The organism is Pseudomonas sp. WJP1 (assembly GCF_028471945.1).
In the GTDB taxonomy this organism is placed as follows: domain Bacteria; phylum Pseudomonadota; class Gammaproteobacteria; order Pseudomonadales; family Pseudomonadaceae; genus Aquipseudomonas.
Map to the genome: position 1 here is coordinate 6,900,150 of NZ_CP110128.1, position 17,126 is coordinate 6,917,275.

The window sequence follows — 17,126 nt, forward strand, 5'->3', positions numbered from 1 at the left end:
CCCAAATACCACGGATTTAGCTAATTAGGTTGACGCCGTGTATCATACACGCACGCGATTTTTGGGGCCATTTATGCGGATCATCAGTGTGAACGTCAATGGTATTCAGGCCGCAGTCGAGCGAGGTTTGCTCAGTTGGCTGCAGGCACAGAATGCCGACGTCATCTGCCTGCAGGACACCCGTGCCTCCGCCTTTGAACTGGACGATCCAGCCTTCCAACTGGATGGATACTTCCTTTATGCCTGCGACGCCGAAGTTCCCGCCCAAGGCGGCGTGGCTTTGTACTCGCGGTTGCAACCGAAGGCTGTCATCAGCGGTCTCGGTTTCGAGACGGCCGACCGCTACGGGCGCTACCTGCAAGCAGATTTCGACAAAGTCAGTATTGCAACCCTGCTGCTTCCTTCGGGGATGAACGGCGATGAGGACTTGAACCAGAAGTTCAAGCTCATGGACGACTTCGCCAAGTACCTGGACAAGCAGCGGCGCAAACGCCGCGAGTACATTTATTGTGGCTCGCTGTATGTGGCGCAACAGAAACTGGACATCAAGAACTGGCGTGACAGCCAGCAATCACCGGGCTTCCTTGCGCCTGAACGCGCCTGGATGGACGAGATTGTCGGCAACATGGGTTATGTCGATGCCCTGCGCGAAGTCAGCCGTGAAGGCGACCAGTACAGCTGGTGGCCGGATAACGAACAGGCCGAAATGCTCAACCTCGGCTGGCGTTTCGATTACCAGATCCTGACGCCGGGCCTGCGCCGCTTCGTACGCAGTGCGCGCCTGCCACGTCAGCCACGGTTCTCGCAACACGCGCCGCTGATCGTGGACTACGACTGGACGCTGACCATCTAGGTCTCGCCGGTTAAAAAAAATGCCCGTATCGCAAGATACGGGCATTTTTTGTTTTGGTCGTACGCAGCTTTAACTTCAGGCGATGGCGAAAAACGGCAGCGCCAGGTACATCTTGATGACAATCACATTAATGATGTCGATGAAGAAAGCCCCCACCATTGGCACCACCAGGAAGGCTATCTGGGACGGCCCGTAGCGCTGTGTCACCGCCTGCATGTTGGCGATTGCAGTCGGTGTTGCACCCAGTCCAAACCCGCAATGCCCTGCCGCCAATACTGCCGCATCGTAGTTGCTGCCCATGACCCTGAATGTCACGAATACTGCAAACAGCGCCATGACCAACGTTTGTGCCGCCAGGATAATGAAGAACGGCAAAGCCAGCGCAGCCAGATCCCACAGTTTAAGCGACATCAGTGCAATCGCCAGAAACAGCGACAAACTGACATTCCCCAGCACCGAGACTTCACGCTCAAATACCTGATACAAACCAAGCGCTGAAAGCCCGTTGCGTAACAGTACGCCCACGAACAACACACAGACGAACGTCGGCAATTCAAATGCAGTTTCGTGAAGCAGACTATTGAGCAGGGAGCCTGCCAGCAAGCTGACCGAAATCAGTGCAAGTGTCTCGATAAACGAAAATGGCGTAATTGAGCGCTCTTTGTTCGGCTGCTCAAAGCCCTTTGGTAGCCGTGGCTTTTCTTGCTCAATACCGGGTGTCTGAACCCGGTTGATGAGCAGGCGAGCCACAGGACCACCAATCAAACCGCCTAGCACCAGGCCAAAGGTTGCAGAGGCCATCGCAAGCTCAGAGGCTGACGCCAGACCGTACTTCTCACTGAACGTCGCTCCCCACGCAGCACCGGTACCGTGACCGCCAGCCAGGGTAATCGAGCCTGTCAGCAGGCCCATCAAGGGATCGAGCCCCAACGTCGTTGCGAGCCCGATGCCCATGGCATTCTGGACTATCAAGAGTCCAGTGACCGCCAGCAGGAAAATCCCCACTACCCGCCCGCCTTTCTTCAGGCTGGCAAAGTCCGCGCTCAAGCCAATGGTGGCAAAAAACGCCAACATCAACGGAGTTTGCAGCGAGGTATCAAATCGAACTTGAATATCCAGGCCTCGCAAGGCCAAAAGTACCAGGGCAACTACCAGGCCACCCGCTACAGGTTCCGGAATATTATAAGTGCGTAAAAAACCGACGCGCGCAACAAGCCCCCGCCCCAGCAATAGCACTAAAGAGGCGGCGACAAGTGTTCCATAAAAATCAAGCTGAATCATTCAGGGTATTCTTGGGTATATATTCAGGGGCGAACTTTTTACCTGGACACGCCTCAAGAACAGGTTGATTACTCTCAACACTGATTGCTTTTAGATTCAGGGACCCTCAATGGTCTGAATGTATCGAAATATTTCTTAGTAAATATTACTTGGCGCAACTTTATCAATCGCCAAGTCTGATTGCCAAGCACATATCCCGCACTGAACCATTGCAGTTTGTGACTAAAACGAGTTCAAAAAAATGCCCCGACAGGTCGGGGCATTTAATTTTAACCAAACTTCCGTGCCTGGCTTACTTGATCAATCGCCAGGTGAACGGATACCGATAAGGCACCCCTTCATTGGCTTTTACGCCGCCAATGATCGTCAACACCAGGGCCCCGATCGCCACCAGGCCAAACAGGAAAAACCCGATAATCACCAGCATCAGCAGCAGGCAAATGGCAGAAGCAATGGCGACGGTGATCTGAAAGTTCAGCGCCTCCTTGCCCTGCGCGTCGATGAACGGGTCCATCTCGCGCTTCAACTGCCACAGCACCAGCGGGCCGATCAGCGAGCCGAACGGAATCCAAATTCCCAGCAAGGCGGACAAGTGACAAAACATTGCCCACTGCCGAACCTCTTTGCCCGGTACGGGAAGCAACTGCTGCTCGTCACTCATGGCGTCCTCCTTGCCTGTATCAATCCAATCAGTCAGCCAGTGCAGCTTTCTGCAGATCGAAAATTTCGTTCATGCCTTTTTTCGCCAGTTCCAGCATGGCGTTCAGCTCTTCAGGCTGGAACGGCGCGCCTTCGGCAGTGCCCTGGACTTCGATGAAGCCGCCAGAGCTGGTCATCACCACGTTCAGGTCGGTCTCGGCAGCCGAGTCTTCCAGGTAGTCGAGGTCGAGCACAGGCTCACCTTGATACATACCCACCGACACGGCACCGATCATTTGCTTGAGCGGGTCGCCGCCTTTGAGGCCGCCGCGCTTCTTGATCACTTTCAAGGCATCGACCAGGGCCACCATGGCGCCGGTGATGGAGGCGGTGCGCGTACCGCCGTCAGCCTGGATCACGTCGCAGTCAACGTACAGGGTGACGTCGCCCAGCTTGGACATGTCCAGCGCAGCGCGCAGGGAGCGACCGATGAGGCGCTGGATTTCCAGGGTGCGACCGCCTTGCTTGCCACGGCTGGCTTCACGCTGGTTACGCTCGCCGGTAGCGCGCGGCAGCATGCCGTACTCGGCCGTCAACCAGCCCTGGCCCTGGCCCTTGAGGAACCGCGGCACGCCGTTTTCGACGCTGACGGTGCAGATCACCTTGGTGTCACCGAACTCCACCAGTACGGATCCCTCGGCGTGTTTGGTGTAGTTGCGGGTAATGCGGATCGAGCGGAGCTGATCGGCAACGCGACCACTTGGACGTTTCATAAGGGATACCTGTACGGGGACGGAAAACTGCGGAGCATTATAGAGCCGCCAGCCACGACTGGGCACTTCTAAAAAATTCCTCGGACGAGCGAAGGCTCTGCACAGCCCGCTGCCGACGACTTGCAGGCCTTTGTCACACCGTGTGTTTGGGCGCATCCACGCCACTGCGCTACAATCCTGCGCCTTTGCTGCCAGTCAGCTTAAATTCATTGATATCAGATGGCCGGAACGTCAGTTGCGCGCCGATCTGCATTGCGAGGTACCTCCATGGTGCACAGCATGACCGCCTTCGCCCGCGTCGAGAAAGCCGGGGTCCAGGGCACCCTGAGCTGGGAACTGCGCTCGGTCAACAGCCGCTACCTGGAACCCCACCTGCGCCTGCCGGAGTCCTTCCGCGACCTCGAAGGCGCCGTCCGCGAGGCGCTGCGCCAGGGCGTGTCCCGAGGCAAGCTCGAATGCACCCTGCGCTTCACCGAAGAAAACACCGGCAAACCACTGCAAGTGGACCAGGCGCGCGCAGCACAACTGGTTGCGGCCGCCGAGACCATCGCCAGCCTGATCAAGAACCCGGCAGCGCTGAACCCGCTCGAAGTACTGGCCTGGCCCGGCGTACTGGTGGGCGATGCGACCGACCCTCAAGCGCTGAACGCCGAGGCGCTGGCACTGTTCAACCAGGGCCTCAAGGAGCTCAAGGCCGGCCGTGAGCGCGAAGGCGCGGAACTGGCGCGGTTGATCAATGACCGCCTGACGTCCATCGAAGAAGACGTGGTGACCCTGCGCGAACTGGTTCCGCAGATGCTCGCCACCCAGCGCCAGAAAGTGCTCGACCGCTTTGCCGACATGAAGGCCGAGATGGACCCGCAGCGTCTGGAGCAGGAAATGGTCATGCTCGCGCAAAAAAGCGACGTTGCCGAAGAACTGGATCGCCTGAGCACTCACATCATCGAAGTTCGCCGGGTGCTCAAGTCCGGCGGTGCCGCCGGGCGGCGCCTGGACTTCCTGATGCAGGAGCTCAACCGCGAAGCCAACACACTGGGCTCCAAAGCCTTCGACCCGCGCAGCACCCAGGCGGCGGTCAACCTCAAGGTGTTGATCGAGCAGATGCGCGAACAAGTGCAGAATATTGAGTAAGGCAACCCCGACATGACCCACAGCACTGGCACCCTATACATCATTTCCGCCCCTTCGGGCGCGGGCAAGAGCAGCCTGGTCAAGGCCCTGACCGACGCCGATCCGGAGATCCGCGTCTCGGTCTCCCACACCACTCGCGCCATGCGTCCCGGTGAAGTGAATGGCGTGAACTATCACTTCGTCGACCGCAGCGAGTTCGTGAAGATGATCGAGCACGGCGACTTCCTCGAGCGCGCCGAAGTATTCGGCAATCTCTACGGCACTTCGCAAAGCCACCTGCAGCAGACCCTGGACGAAGGCCACGACCTGATTCTGGAAATCGACTGGCAAGGCGCCGAGCAAGTACGCAAGCTGATGCCCCAGGCCCGCTCGATCTTCATTCTGCCGCCGTCGTTGCAGGCCCTGCACCAGCGCCTGACCAACCGTGGCCAGGACAGTGACGAGATCATTGACGGCCGCATGCGTGAAGCCGTCAGCGAAATGAGCCACTACGTCGACTACGACTACCTGGTGATCAACGACGATTTCGCCCACGCGCTGCACGACCTGAAGGCGATTTTCCGCGCCAATCAGCTGCAACAGAAACGCCAGCAGCAACGTTTTGGCAAATTACTGGCTGAATTGCTCGGCTAAAGAGCTCTTCCCAAAACAGCTGCAAGGGCTTTACATTGGCACTTGCAGCGCGTTGAAGAGCTTGGTCAAAAAATCAGCGCTTCCCTAATCGCTGGTGATTTTTTAAACTGTTGAGTCCGCTCGCCCATCCGGGCAGCGCGCATATTGCATTTGCTACGAGGAAGACCATGGCCCGCGTAACCGTTGAAGACTGCCTAGAACACGTGGATAACCGCTTTGAGCTGGTCATGCTCTCTACCAAGCGTGCCCGTCAACTGGCCACCGGCGGCAAAGAGCCGAAAGTAGCATGGGAAAACGACAAGCCTACCGTCGTCGCCCTGCGTGAAATCGCTGAAGGCCTGATCGACTACGCAGCTATCGCCGAAGCCGAAATCGTTGAAGATGAACCGCTTTTCGCTGCATTCGAGGACGAGTCCAACGAGGCCGTCTAAGCCTATGCCTGGTCGACGTAGCACGGCGCGGGATAAAAGCTTACGGCAGGAGACATCATGCCGAGCATAGACGCCCTCGCCGATCGCTTATCGACCTACCTCGGCAAAGACCAGGTCAACCTGGTCCGCCGAGCGTATTTCTACGCCGAACAAGCCCACGACGGCCAACGCCGCCGTAGCGGTGAGGCGTACGTCACGCACCCACTTGCGGTGGCGAATATTCTTGCCGACATGCACATGGACCATCAGAGCCTGATGGCGGCCATGCTGCATGACGTGATCGAAGACACCGGCATTGCCAAGGAAGCGCTGCAAGCGCAATTTGGCGAAACCGTGGCCGAACTGGTCGACGGGGTCAGCAAACTGACCCAGATGAACTTCGAGACCAAGGCCGAAGCCCAGGCTGAAAACTTCCAGAAAATGGCCATGGCCATGGCCCGCGACATTCGCGTGATCCTGGTCAAGCTGGCCGACCGCCTGCACAACATGCGCACGCTGGAAGTGCTGTCCGGGGAAAAACGCCGGCGCATAGCCAAGGAAACCCTGGAAATCTATGCACCCATCGCCAACCGGCTGGGCATGCACGCCATCCGCATAGAATTCGAAGACCTCGGCTTCAAGGCCATGCACCCGATGCGTTCCGCGCGGATCTACCAGGCAGTCAAGCGCGCCCGGGGCAACCGCAAGGAAATCGTCAACAAGATCGAAGAATCCCTCAGTCACTGCCTGGCCATCGACGGCATCCAGGGCGAGGTCAGCGGTCGGCAGAAACACCTCTACGGCATCTACAAGAAGATGCGCGGCAAGCGTCGGGCCTTCAACGAGATCATGGACGTCTATGCGTTCCGGATCATCGTCGACAAGGTCGATACCTGCTACCGCGTGCTAGGCGCTGTTCATAATTTGTACAAGCCGTTGCCGGGTCGCTTCAAGGACTACATTGCGATTCCCAAGGCCAACGGCTATCAGTCGCTGCACACCACGCTGTTCGGCATGCACGGTGTTCCGATCGAGATCCAGATCCGCACCCGCGAAATGGAAGAGATGGCCAACAACGGCATCGCCGCCCATTGGCTGTACAAATCCAGCGGCGACGAGCAGCCAAAAGGCACGCATGCCCGTGCCCGCCAGTGGGTCAAGGGCGTGCTGGAAATGCAGCAACGGGCCGGCAATTCGCTGGAATTCATCGAAAGCGTGAAGATCGACCTGTTCCCGGACGAGGTCTACGTGTTCACGCCCAAAGGCCGGATCATGGAGCTGCCCAAGGGCTCCACGGCGGTCGATTTTGCCTACGCGGTGCACACCGACGTCGGCAACAGCTGCATTGCCTGCCGGATCAACCGTCGTCTCGCACCGCTGTCCGAACCGCTGCAAAGCGGCTCCACGGTCGAGATCGTCAGCGCTCCGGGCGCACGGCCGAACCCGGCCTGGCTCAACTTCGTGGTTACCGGCAAGGCGCGCACCCACATCCGCCATGCACTGAAACTGCAGCGCCGCTCCGAATCCATCAGCCTGGGCGAACGCCTGCTGAACAAGGTGCTCAACGGTTTCGACAGCTCGCTGGAAAAAATCCCGGCCGAACGCGTCAAGGCGATGCTCGCCGAATACCGTCTCGAACTGATCGAAGACCTGCTTGAAGACATCGGCCTGGGCAATCGCATGGCCTACGTCGTCGCCCGACGCCTGCTCGGCGAAGGCGAACAGTTACCGAGCCCGGAAGGCCCGCTGGCGATTCGCGGCACCGAAGGCCTGGTCCTCAGCTACGCCAAGTGCTGCACGCCGATCCCGGGCGACCCGATTGTCGGCCACCTGTCCGCGGGCAAAGGCATGGTCGTGCACCTGGACAACTGCCGCAACATCAGCGAAATCCGCCACAACCCGGAAAAATGCATCCAGCTCTCGTGGGCCAAGGATGTCACCGGCGAATTCAACGTCGAACTGCGCGTCGAGCTGGAACACCAGCGCGGCCTGATCGCCCTGTTGGCCAGCAGCGTCAACGCGGCCGACGGCAACATCGAAAAAATCAGCATGGATGAACGCGATGGTCGCATCAGCGTGGTCCAACTGGTGGTCAGCGTACACGACCGCGTGCACCTGGCCCGCGTGATCAAAAAACTGCGCGCCCTGACCGGGGTGATCCGCATCACCCGCATGCGCGCGTAGCCATCCAACCATTACAAGGAGTCATTCATGACCAAGACTGTTATCACCAGCGACAAGGCCCCGGCCGCCATCGGTACTTACTCCCAGGCGATCAAGGCTGGCAACACCGTCTACATGTCGGGCCAGATTCCCCTGGACCCAAAAACCATGGAACTGGTCGAAGGCTTCGAAGCCCAGACCGTCCAGGTGTTCGAGAACCTGAAGGCCGTGGCTGAAGCTGCTGGCGGTTCGTTCAAGGACATCGTCAAGCTGAACATCTTCCTCACCGACCTGAGCCACTTCGCCAAGGTCAACGAGATCATGGGCAAATACTTCGACCAGCCTTACCCAGCTCGCGCCGCCATTGGCGTTGCGGCCCTGCCAAAGGGTTCGCAGGTTGAAATGGATGCCATCCTGGTCATCGAGTAATGCGTCTGGCGCAGCCCATGGCTGCGCCGACCGCTCTGCAGTAAAGAAAGTCTGAAAGGATTCCACCATGCGCAACGCGCTTGTTCTCTCGCTGCTCGCCCTGCTTTTGGGCGGATGTGCCAGCAACCCTGCCGACCGTGACATTAGCGGCACCTGGATCAACCAGGCGGCGATCGATGCTGCAGCCAAAGGCGGCCCCCTGCGTGAAGCCCTCCAGGCCTATGGTCCGAACCTGGAATGGGACGTCAACACCAAGGCCAGCCAGGCCCGCTACACCAATGGTTTTGAAAATGTCGAAGGCAAGTTGCTGGGCGAACAGTCCGGCGCCTGGAAAGTCGACTTTTATGGCAGCTCTGCCAGCGAGCTCAAGCGTGACGGCAAGCAATTGAGCCAGGCCGCCAGCGATAACGAGCCTGAGCAGGTCTTCGACCGCGCACTGATTCCGGTTCCGGATGGCGCACCGATGGGTGCCAGCTTCGAGCGCGCGCTGTACTCGGCGTACATGGGCGGCAGCTGGAAGGTCGTCAGCGGCCCTGGCGAAGGCAATAGCGTGCAGTTCCAGGCCGATGGCCAGGTCATCGGCCTGCCGGAGGCCGATCGTTATGCCCTGTGCCTGGCGGGTGATTGTGCATCGATGAGCGGTGGCAATGACAACATGTGGTTGCAACTCAACGGCCAGGGAAACCCCTGGATCTTTGCGCGCAAAGGCAAGGAACTGGAAATTTTCCAGGCAGTGAATACCGCCCAGGCAGACGAAATGCCCCAGTACACGCCGGGCAATCGCAAGTGGTTGCTGGAAAAACAGTAAGCACCGATTACCCCATGTAGGAGTTAGCCTGCTCGCGATGAGGCCATAACATTCAACATCCTCGTTGACTGTTACATCGCCATCGCGAGCAGGCTCACTCCTACAGGTGCCTCAGGGTGCCTGAAAGTCAGCAACGCCCTTCAATGATCGCCGCATAACCCTCGCGAAAACTCGGGTACTTCGGCGTCCAACCCAACGCCTTCGCCCGCGCATTGCTGCAACGCTTGCTCCCGGTGCGGCGCACAGTGGCGTCCTCCGCCCATTCGGTCACACCCAGATACTCGCGCAACCAGCCCACCACATCCGCCAGCGCTGCGGGCGCGTCATCAACGCCAATATAGACGTCATCCAGTGCCACGCCACGCCGGTCCGCCTCCAACAGACAGGCCATCAACCCGGCCGCGTCATCGGCATGAATGCGATTGGCGTACAGCGGTGGATCGACCGCCACGCGATAGCCCCGGCGAACCTGGGTCAGCAACCACTCACGACCCGGCCCGTAGATTCCGGTCAGACGCACGATACTGGCCGGGATACCGCTATTGAGCGCAATCTGCTCCGCTTCGAGCATCACCCGCCCTGAATAACCCGCCGCTACGGCTGGCGAAGTCTCGTCAATCCACTCGCCCTGCTGCTGGCCGTAGACACTGCTGCTGGAAACGAACAGCAAGCGATTGGGCACCTGCCCATAGTCCTCCAGCCACTCCAGCACATGCTGCAGGCCCTGGACATAAGCGGCGCGGTAACCGGCTTCATCGTGATCGGTGGCGGCCGCGCAATACACCAGGTAGTCCACCGCACCCACCGGCCAGGTCGCCGGGCAGTCTTTGTTGAACAAGTCGCCAGCCACTCCTACAACCCCGTCGGGCAGGCGCGAAACGTCACGGCGCAGGCCATGGACTTCCCACCCGCCTTTCAACAATTGCGTGGCCAGACGACTGCCGACATCACCGCAACCGGCGATCAAAACAGAGGGTGCGGACATCAGGAAACTCTCCTCAAAAATGGACAAACCAGCGCTGCCAATGGACGAGCGGCTAGCAATGCAGGAAAAAAAGATACTCTATTACTTCTGTTAACAAGAATTACTTGCAATAATGCGGACCACTTTTGTTCTCGGCCTCACGAGGCCTGGAAGAACATTAACCGTCTTTTTCCTTCAGGTCCGGCCCAGCATGACACGTAATCAACTCTCCGCTTCGCCAACCAAACGACCTCGCGCCTGGAGCGCGGCGGCCGCCCTGCTACTCAGCCTGATGCTGGCGCCAACCGCCGCTTTTGCTGACGCACAAGCCCCCGCCGCACCGGCTGCTGCCGCCGCACCTGCCCAGGCCGACCACGCCGCTCCAGCAGTGACACCGGTTGCGACCGATCCTGCCCAGGCAGTACCGGCAGACACTAACGGTGAAAACGCTCCCGAAGTCCTGGAGGCCGACAACACCCTGGGCATGGCCCATGACCTGTCGCCGTGGGGCATGTACCAGAACGCCGACATCATCGTCAAAATCGTGATGATCGGCCTGGCCATCGCCTCGATCATCACCTGGACCATCTGGATCGCCAAAGGTCTTGAGTTGATGGGCGCCAAGCGTCGTCTGCGCGGTGAAATCGCCCAGCTGAAAAAATCCGCCTCCCTTAAAGAAGCCAGTGCCACTGCGGCAAAGGAAGGCACCCTGGCCAACCTGCTGGTCCATGACGCCCTTGAAGAGATGCGCCTGTCGGTCAACAGCCGTGAGAAAGAAGGCATCAAGGAACGCGTCAGCTTCCGCCTTGAGCGCCTGGTCGCGGCCTGCGGTCGCAACATGAGCAGCGGTACCGGCGTGCTCGCCACCATCGGTTCCACTGCACCGTTCGTCGGCCTGTTCGGTACCGTATGGGGCATCATGAACAGCTTCATCGGCATCGCCAAGACCCAGACCACCAACCTCGCCGTCGTGGCCCCCGGCATCGCCGAAGCCCTGCTGGCAACCGCTCTGGGCCTGGTTGCAGCGATCCCTGCGGTGGTGATCTACAACGTCTTCGCCCGCTCCATCGCCGGTTACAAGGCTCAGGTGTCCGACGCGTCGGCACAGGTCCTGCTGCTGGTCAGCCGCGACCTCGACCACCAGCCTGAGCGCAGCAGCTCGCAACCGCACATGGTGAAAGTGGGGTAATCGGCCATGGGCCTGCATTTGAAAGAAGGGGCAGACGACGATCTGTCCGAAAACCACGAAATCAACGTCACGCCGTTCATCGACGTGATGCTGGTGCTGCTGATCATCTTCATGGTGGCGGCCCCGCTGGCCACCGTGGACATCAAGGTCGACCTGCCGGCGTCCACCGCCAAGCCGGCGCCACGGCCGGAGAAACCGGTGTTCCTCAGCGTCAAGGCTGACCAGCGCCTTTTCCTCGGCGAAGACGAAGTGAAGGCCGAAGCACTTGGCGCCACGCTCGACGCCAGGACCCAGGGCAAGAAAGACACGACGATCTTCTTCCAGGCCGATAAAGGTGTGGATTACGGCGACCTGATGAACGTAATGGACAATCTGCGTGCCGCCGGTTACCTGAAGGTCGGCCTGGTCGGACTCGAGACGGCAGCCAAGAAATGATCACTACGCGCCATAAGCTGACGCGTTACAGCGGTAGCCTGGCCATTGTGCTGGGCGTTCACGCGCTGGCCATCGCGCTGGCCGTGAACTGGACGGCCCACCCGCCCATCGAATTGCCACCCCAGGCAATGATGGTCGAGCTGGCACCGGTTCCCGCCCCGCCACCGCCTGCACCGCCGAAGGTCGTCACGCCACCGCAGCCGCCCGCTCCGGTCGAAGAACTGCCGATACCCAAGCTTGCCGAAGCGCCGAAGGCCGAGATTGCCGTGCCCAAGCCGGTAAAACCCAAGCCGAAGCCTCAGCCGCCCAAACCGGTAGAGAAGAAGCCCGAGCCGCCGAAGGAAAAACCGTCGGAAGCCAAACCGAGCGAGGCGCAACCGACCCAGGCCCCGTCGGAGAAATCCGCCCAGCCTGCACCTGGCCCTTCCGCCGCTCAAGTCGCGGCCAAGGCCAGTTGGCAAGGCGCATTGCTGGCGCACCTGCAAAAGTACAAGAAGTATCCGGCCAGCGCACAGGCACGGGGCAAGGAAGGCATGAACCGCCTGCGTTTCGTGGTGGATGCCGAAGGCAACGTCCTGTCCTTCGAACTGGTTGGCGCCTCGGGCACAGCCGATCTGGACCGAGCGACCCTGGACATGATCCGCCGTGCCCAGCCGCTGCCCAAACCACCGGCCGACATGCTGACCAACGGCTCGATCGAAATCGTTGCACCTTTTGTTTACTCGATCGACAAACGCCGACGCTAATCACAACGGCAACCCAGGAAACTGGAACTGCAAAAGGCACCGAAAGGTGCCTTTTGCGTATCTGGAAACGCCAAACCGATATTACCCTGTGTCACTCGCCACCTGCCTTCTGATAACGTGCGTCTATCGATTGCAAGCGGTATGCTTGGCCCGCAACTTCATGGACGCTTGCTATGACCCTCACAGAATTACGCTACATCGTTACCCTCGCCCAAGAACAACACTTCGGCCATGCCGCCGAGCGTTGTCACGTCAGCCAACCGACCCTGTCGGTGGGCGTGAAAAAGCTTGAAGACGAACTCGGTGTGCTGATTTTTGAGCGCAGCAAAAGCGCCGTGCGCTTGACCCCCGTCGGCGAGGGCATCGTCGCCCAGGCGCAAAAAGTGCTCGAGCAGGCCCAAGGCATCCGCGAACTGGCCCAGGCCGGCAAGAACCAGTTGACCGCGCCACTCAAGGTCGGCGCGATCTACACCGTCGGCCCGTATCTGTTCCCGCACCTGATTCCGCAACTGCACCGGGTTGCCCCGCAGATGCCGTTGTACATCGAGGAAAATTTCACCCACGTGCTGCGCGACAAACTGCGCAACGGCGAACTCGACGCGATCATCATCGCCCTGCCGTTCAACGAAGCCGACGTGCTGACCTTGCAGCTCTATGACGAGCCGTTCTATGTCCTGATGCCGGCCCAGCACCCATGGACACAGAAAGAATCCATCGACGCCAACCTGCTCAACGACAAAAGCCTGCTGCTGCTCGGCGAAGGCCATTGCTTCCGCGACCAGGTACTCGAAGCCTGCCCGACCCTGGCCAAGGGCAACGACGGCGCCAAGCACACCACGGTGGAGTCCAGCTCGCTGGAAACCATCCGCCACATGGTGGCTTCCGGTCTTGGCATTTCGATCCTGCCGCTGTCGGCAGTCGACAGCCATCACTACGCCCCCGGCGTGATCGAAGTCCGGCCACTGTCGGCGCCAGTGCCATTTCGCACCGTAGCCATCGCCTGGCGTGCCAGCTTCCCGCGGCCAAAGGCCATTGAAATCCTCGCTGACTCCATTCGCCTGTGCTCGGTGGCCAAACCCGCCGCACCGGTAACGGCCGGTTAAGCCACGCCATGACCGAGTTGTCGCAAGTGTCGGTGACGGCACTCAAGGGTGTCGGCGAAGCCATGGCCGAAAAACTGGCCAAGGTCGGCCTGGAAAATCTCCAGGACGTTCTGTTTCATCTGCCGCTGCGCTACCAGGATCGCACTCGCGTCGTGCCGATCGGCGCGCTGCGCCCAGGGCAAGATGCCGTGATCGAAGGCACCGTCAGCGGCGCCGATGTGGTCATGGGCCGACGCCGCAGCCTGGTGGTGCGCCTGCAGGACGGTACCGGCGGGCTCAGCCTGCGCTTTTATCACTTCAGCAACGCGCAGAAAGAAGGTCTCAAGCGCGGCACGCGGATTCGCTGCTACGGCGAAGCGCGGCCCGGTGCCTCGGGGCTCGAGATCTACCACCCGGAATACCGCGCCATCACCGGCGACGAACCGCCGCCCGTGGATGAAACCCTGACCCCGGTGTACCCGCTCACCGAGGGCCTGACCCAACAGCGCCTGCGCCAGCTCTGCCTGCAAACCCTGACCTTGCTCGGCCCCAGCAGCCTGCCCGACTGGCTGCCGAAGGAACTGGCCCGCGATTACCAACTGGCGCCGCTGGCCGATGCGATCCGCTACCTGCATAACCCGCCTGCCGATGCCGATGTCGACGAACTCGCCCTGGGTCATCACTGGGCCCAGCACCGCCTGGCCTTCGAAGAACTGCTGACCCATCAACTGTCGCAGCAACGCTTGCGCGAGAGCATGCGTGCCCTGCGCGCGCCAGCGATGCCGAAAGCCACGAAGCTGCCCACCCAGTATTTGGCCAACCTGGGCTTCACCCCGACCGGCGCACAACAGCGGGTCGGCAACGAAATCGCCTACGACCTCAGCCAGCACGAACCCATGTTGCGACTGATTCAGGGCGACGTCGGCGCGGGCAAAACCGTGGTCGCCGCGCTGGCTGCACTACAGGCGCTGGAAGCCGGTTATCAAGTTGCCCTGATGGCGCCCACCGAAATCCTCGCCGAGCAGCACTTCATCACCTTCAAGCGCTGGCTCGAACCGCTGGGCATCGAAGTCGCCTGGCTGGCCGGCAAGCTAAAGGGCAAGAACCGTGTCGCCGCGCTTGAGCAGATTGCGGGCGGCGCACCGATGGTGGTCGGCACCCACGCGCTGTTCCAGGACGAAGTGCAGTTCAAGAATCTCGCGCTGGCGATCATCGACGAACAGCACCGCTTTGGCGTACAGCAGCGCCTGGCGCTGCGGCAGAAAGGCGTCGGCGGACGGATGTGCCCGCATCAGCTGATCATGACCGCCACGCCGATCCCCCGAACCTTGGCCATGAGCGCCTACGCCGACCTCGACACCTCGATCCTCGACGAACTGCCCCCAGGCCGTACCCCGGTGAACACGGTGCTGGTCACCGACACCCGGCGCGTCGAAGTGATCGAACGGGTGCGCGGTGCTTGTGCCGAAGGGCGTCAGGCCTATTGGGTGTGCACGCTGATCGAAGAATCGGAAGAGCTGACCTGCCAGGCCGCCGAAACTACGCACGAAGACCTCACCGCCGCTCTCGGCGAATTGAAAGTCGGCTTGATCCATGGACGCATGAAGCCTGCCGAAAAAGCGGCGGTGATGGCCGAGTTCAAAGCTGGCAACCTGCAGTTGCTGGTCGCCACCACCGTGATCGAAGTCGGCGTGGACGTGCCCAACGCCAGCCTGATGATCATCGAAAACCCCGAACGCCTGGGTTTGGCGCAATTGCACCAGCTGCGCGGGCGCGTCGGGCGGGGCAGCGCGGTCAGCCACTGCGTGCTGCTTTATCACCCGCCGTTGTCACAGATCGGACGCCAGCGGCTGGGTATCATGCGCGAAACCAACGACGGCTTTGTGATCGCCGAAAAAGACCTCGAACTGCGCGGTCCCGGCGAAATGCTCGGTACACGGCAAACCGGCCTGCTGCAATTCAAGGTCGCCGACCTGATGCGCGACGCCGACCTGCTGCCTGCCGTACGCGACGCCGCCCAAGCCCTGCTGGAGCGCTGGCCTGACCATGTCAGCCCGTTACTCGATCGCTGGCTGCGCCATGGGCAGCAATACGGCCAAGTGTGAGCAGCGTCTCAGTTTCCAGACCATGGCCTTGAGCAAGCTGGTTATACTCCTGAAATTGTTTTGAAACGGATACAGACCATGACCGAAGTTGCCCTCGCACCCGCTGACCCGCACGCTCCGTCGGTCATTCGGCTGCTGCTGGACAAAATGGGCATCGCCTTCGAAGAAGTGCTTGACCATCACGGCCTGAACGCCGCGCGCAAAGTCCAGGCCGTGCTGCTCGATGACAGTGTCGGTGCACTGATGGTGCTGTATCCGCAGAGCCAGTTGCTGGACCTCAATCGCCTGACCGAACTCACCGGCCGCCGCCTCACGGCCGTGTCGACCGAGCGCCTGCAGAAAATGCTCGGCAAACACAGCCTGAGCCTGCTGCCGGGCCTGCCATCGCTGACCAGCTCGCCCTGCCTGTATGAAGAAAGCCTGTTGCGCGAGCCCATGGTGCTGGTCAATTCGGGTGAGCCGGGCGTGCTGCTGGAGATCAGCAGTGACGCCTTCCGGTCCATGCTGACCAAGGCCAGCGCCGCCAACTTCGGCGAGAACCTGAGCAGCATCCGCCCCAACCTCGATCGCCCTGACGATGACCGCGAGGAAATCTCCCAGGCCGTCCAGGCGTTCACCGCACGACGTATCCAGCAACGACTGGAAGCAACCATCGAGATTCCACCGCTGGCTGAAACGGCACAGAAGATCATCAAGCTGCGCGTCGACCCCAACGCCACCATCGACGACATTACCGGCGTGGTCGAAACCGACCCGGCGCTGGCCGCACAGGTGGTGAGTTGGGCCGCATCGCCCTACTACGCCTCACCCGGCAAGATTCGTTCGGTAGAGGATGCGATCGTCCGGGTACTGGGTTTCGACCTGGTGATCAACCTGGCGCTGGGCCTGGCCCTGGGCAAAACCTTGAGCCTGCCCAAGGACCATCCACAACACAGCACCCCGTACTGGCAGCAATCGATCTACACGGCCGCGGTCATCGAAGGGCTGACCAGAGCCATGCCCCGCACCCAGCGCCCGGAAGCGGGCCTGACCTACCTGGCGGGCCTGCTGCACAACTTCGGCTACCTGCTGCTGGCCCACGTGTTCCCGCCGCACTTCTCGCTGATCTGCCGGCACATGGAGGTCAACCCGCACCTGTGCCACAGCTACATCGAGCAACACCTGCTGGGCATCAGCCGTGAACAGATCGGCTCATGGCTGATGCGCTACTGGGACATGCCGGAAGAACTCACCACCGCGCTGCGCTTCCAGCACGACCCAGGCTACGACGGCACCTTTGCCGAATACCCGAACCTGGTTTGCCTGGCGGTGCGCCTGCTGCGCAGCCGCGGTATTGGCTCCGGACCGGATGAAGACATCCCCGATGCCCTGCTGGAGCGACTCGGCCTGAGCCGTGCCAAGGCTGAAGACGTCGTTAGCAAAGTGCTTGAGGCTGAAGTGTTGCTGCGTGAACTGGCTTCGCAGTTCAGCCAGCCCTGACAGCAT

17 protein-coding genes are annotated in these 17,126 nt (G+C 60.6%); 13 read left to right on the plus strand and 4 right to left on the minus strand.

All coding sequences use genetic code 11. The features are described 5' to 3' along the window. Positions 1 to 73 precede the first annotated feature (73 nt). Positions 74 to 853: an exodeoxyribonuclease III gene (locus OH720_RS31175; protein WP_008062840.1), complete on the plus strand. Its 780-nt coding sequence runs from the start codon at positions 74 to 76 to the stop codon at positions 851 to 853. A 75-nt stretch (positions 854 to 928) separates the two neighbouring features. Here the strand turns inward: OH720_RS31175 and gltS are convergent, their stop codons facing one another. The 3 genes from gltS to rph form a co-directional block, all read right to left on the minus strand. Beyond that, the gene (gene gltS / locus OH720_RS31180; RefSeq protein WP_272604038.1) at positions 929 to 2,134 is read right to left on the minus strand and encodes a sodium/glutamate symporter; all 1,206 of its coding nucleotides are present in this window, start codon (positions 2,132 to 2,134) and stop codon (positions 929 to 931) included. Between the two features lie 292 nt (positions 2,135 to 2,426). Continuing rightward, the gene (locus tag OH720_RS31185; RefSeq protein WP_008062830.1) at positions 2,427 to 2,795 is read right to left on the minus strand and encodes a DUF4870 domain-containing protein; all 369 of its coding nucleotides are present in this window, start codon (positions 2,793 to 2,795) and stop codon (positions 2,427 to 2,429) included. A 28-nt stretch (positions 2,796 to 2,823) separates the two neighbouring features. Beyond that, complete coding sequence (gene rph, locus OH720_RS31190; protein WP_008062828.1) at positions 2,824 to 3,546, minus strand: ribonuclease PH; 723 nt, start codon at positions 3,544 to 3,546, stop codon at positions 2,824 to 2,826. A 267-nt stretch (positions 3,547 to 3,813) separates the two neighbouring features. Between rph and OH720_RS31195 the strand changes: the two genes are divergently transcribed. The 6 genes from OH720_RS31195 to OH720_RS31220 all read left to right on the plus strand — a co-directional run bounded on the left by OH720_RS31195 (position 3,814) and on the right by OH720_RS31220 (position 9,120). After that, entirely contained in the window at positions 3,814 to 4,677 is an 864-nt protein-coding gene (locus tag OH720_RS31195; RefSeq protein ID WP_272604039.1) for a YicC/YloC family endoribonuclease, read from the plus strand. A 12-nt stretch (positions 4,678 to 4,689) separates the two neighbouring features. After that, positions 4,690 to 5,310 carry a guanylate kinase gene (gmk, locus tag OH720_RS31200; RefSeq protein ID WP_046818551.1) on the plus strand — a complete coding sequence of 207 codons (621 nt, stop codon included), beginning with the start codon at positions 4,690 to 4,692 and terminating at the stop codon, positions 5,308 to 5,310. A 167-nt stretch (positions 5,311 to 5,477) separates the two neighbouring features. Beyond that, entirely contained in the window at positions 5,478 to 5,741 is a 264-nt protein-coding gene (gene rpoZ / locus OH720_RS31205; RefSeq protein WP_007921129.1) for a DNA-directed RNA polymerase subunit omega, read from the plus strand. 57 nt (positions 5,742 to 5,798) lie between these two features. Continuing rightward, entirely contained in the window at positions 5,799 to 7,904 is a 2,106-nt protein-coding gene (gene spoT / locus OH720_RS31210) for a bifunctional GTP diphosphokinase/guanosine-3',5'-bis pyrophosphate 3'-pyrophosphohydrolase (RefSeq protein WP_008062824.1), read from the plus strand. 27 nt (positions 7,905 to 7,931) lie between these two features. Continuing rightward, the gene (locus OH720_RS31215; protein ID WP_003229509.1) at positions 7,932 to 8,312 is read left to right on the plus strand and encodes a RidA family protein; all 381 of its coding nucleotides are present in this window, start codon (positions 7,932 to 7,934) and stop codon (positions 8,310 to 8,312) included. 67 nt (positions 8,313 to 8,379) lie between these two features. After that, positions 8,380 to 9,120: a hypothetical protein gene (locus OH720_RS31220; protein ID WP_272604040.1), complete on the plus strand. Its 741-nt coding sequence runs from the start codon at positions 8,380 to 8,382 to the stop codon at positions 9,118 to 9,120. A gap of 127 nt (positions 9,121 to 9,247) precedes the next feature. On the opposite strand, the gene OH720_RS31225 is transcribed toward OH720_RS31220, so the two are convergent. After that, positions 9,248 to 10,105: an SDR family oxidoreductase gene (locus tag OH720_RS31225; protein WP_272604041.1), complete on the minus strand. Its 858-nt coding sequence runs from the start codon at positions 10,103 to 10,105 to the stop codon at positions 9,248 to 9,250. A gap of 190 nt (positions 10,106 to 10,295) precedes the next feature. On the opposite strand from OH720_RS31225, the gene exbB reads away from it, so the two are divergent. From exbB to OH720_RS31255, 6 genes are all read left to right on the plus strand, one after another. Continuing rightward, a complete protein-coding gene (exbB, locus tag OH720_RS31230) occupies positions 10,296 to 11,273 on the plus strand; it encodes a tonB-system energizer ExbB (RefSeq protein ID WP_272604042.1) in 978 nt (325 codons plus the stop codon). A 6-nt stretch (positions 11,274 to 11,279) separates the two neighbouring features. Beyond that, entirely contained in the window at positions 11,280 to 11,708 is a 429-nt protein-coding gene (exbD, locus tag OH720_RS31235; RefSeq protein WP_272604043.1) for a TonB system transport protein ExbD, read from the plus strand. Then, on the plus strand, positions 11,705 to 12,454 hold the full coding sequence (locus OH720_RS31240) for a TonB family protein (protein ID WP_180202137.1): 750 nt from the start codon (positions 11,705 to 11,707) through the stop codon (positions 12,452 to 12,454). The genes exbD and OH720_RS31240 overlap by 4 nt, the downstream gene beginning before the upstream one ends. A 173-nt stretch (positions 12,455 to 12,627) precedes the next feature. Next, positions 12,628 to 13,557 carry a hydrogen peroxide-inducible genes activator gene (locus OH720_RS31245; RefSeq protein WP_008064487.1) on the plus strand — a complete coding sequence of 310 codons (930 nt, stop codon included), beginning with the start codon at positions 12,628 to 12,630 and terminating at the stop codon, positions 13,555 to 13,557. Positions 13,558 to 13,565: 8 nt separating this feature from the next. Then, positions 13,566 to 15,641 carry an ATP-dependent DNA helicase RecG gene (gene recG / locus OH720_RS31250; RefSeq protein WP_272604044.1) on the plus strand — a complete coding sequence of 692 codons (2,076 nt, stop codon included), beginning with the start codon at positions 13,566 to 13,568 and terminating at the stop codon, positions 15,639 to 15,641. A 78-nt stretch (positions 15,642 to 15,719) separates the two neighbouring features. Beyond that, positions 15,720 to 17,120, plus strand: a complete 1,401-nt coding sequence (locus OH720_RS31255) for an aminoacyl-tRNA deacylase and HDOD domain-containing protein (RefSeq protein ID WP_272604045.1) — start codon at positions 15,720 to 15,722, stop codon at positions 17,118 to 17,120. The last annotated feature ends 6 nt before the right edge of the window (positions 17,121 to 17,126 follow it).

Coding starts and splice junctions, on each gene's coding strand:
- OH720_RS31175 (WP_008062840.1), top strand. CDS start 74: ATGCGGATCATCAGTGTGAACGTCAATGGTATTCAGGCCGCAGTCGAG.
- gltS (WP_272604038.1), bottom strand. CDS start 2,134: ATGATTCAGCTTGATTTTTATGGAACACTTGTCGCCGCCTCTTTAGTG.
- OH720_RS31185 (WP_008062830.1), bottom strand. CDS start 2,795: ATGAGTGACGAGCAGCAGTTGCTTCCCGTACCGGGCAAAGAGGTTCGG.
- rph (WP_008062828.1), bottom strand. CDS start 3,546: ATGAAACGTCCAAGTGGTCGCGTTGCCGATCAGCTCCGCTCGATCCGC.
- OH720_RS31195 (WP_272604039.1), top strand. CDS start 3,814: ATGGTGCACAGCATGACCGCCTTCGCCCGCGTCGAGAAAGCCGGGGTC.
- gmk (WP_046818551.1), top strand. CDS start 4,690: ATGACCCACAGCACTGGCACCCTATACATCATTTCCGCCCCTTCGGGC.
- rpoZ (WP_007921129.1), top strand. CDS start 5,478: ATGGCCCGCGTAACCGTTGAAGACTGCCTAGAACACGTGGATAACCGC.
- spoT (WP_008062824.1), top strand. CDS start 5,799: ATGCCGAGCATAGACGCCCTCGCCGATCGCTTATCGACCTACCTCGGC.
- OH720_RS31215 (WP_003229509.1), top strand. CDS start 7,932: ATGACCAAGACTGTTATCACCAGCGACAAGGCCCCGGCCGCCATCGGT.
- OH720_RS31220 (WP_272604040.1), top strand. CDS start 8,380: ATGCGCAACGCGCTTGTTCTCTCGCTGCTCGCCCTGCTTTTGGGCGGA.
- OH720_RS31225 (WP_272604041.1), bottom strand. CDS start 10,105: ATGTCCGCACCCTCTGTTTTGATCGCCGGTTGCGGTGATGTCGGCAGT.
- exbB (WP_272604042.1), top strand. CDS start 10,296: ATGACACGTAATCAACTCTCCGCTTCGCCAACCAAACGACCTCGCGCC.
- exbD (WP_272604043.1), top strand. CDS start 11,280: ATGGGCCTGCATTTGAAAGAAGGGGCAGACGACGATCTGTCCGAAAAC.
- OH720_RS31240 (WP_180202137.1), top strand. CDS start 11,705: ATGATCACTACGCGCCATAAGCTGACGCGTTACAGCGGTAGCCTGGCC.
- OH720_RS31245 (WP_008064487.1), top strand. CDS start 12,628: ATGACCCTCACAGAATTACGCTACATCGTTACCCTCGCCCAAGAACAA.
- recG (WP_272604044.1), top strand. CDS start 13,566: ATGACCGAGTTGTCGCAAGTGTCGGTGACGGCACTCAAGGGTGTCGGC.
- OH720_RS31255 (WP_272604045.1), top strand. CDS start 15,720: ATGACCGAAGTTGCCCTCGCACCCGCTGACCCGCACGCTCCGTCGGTC.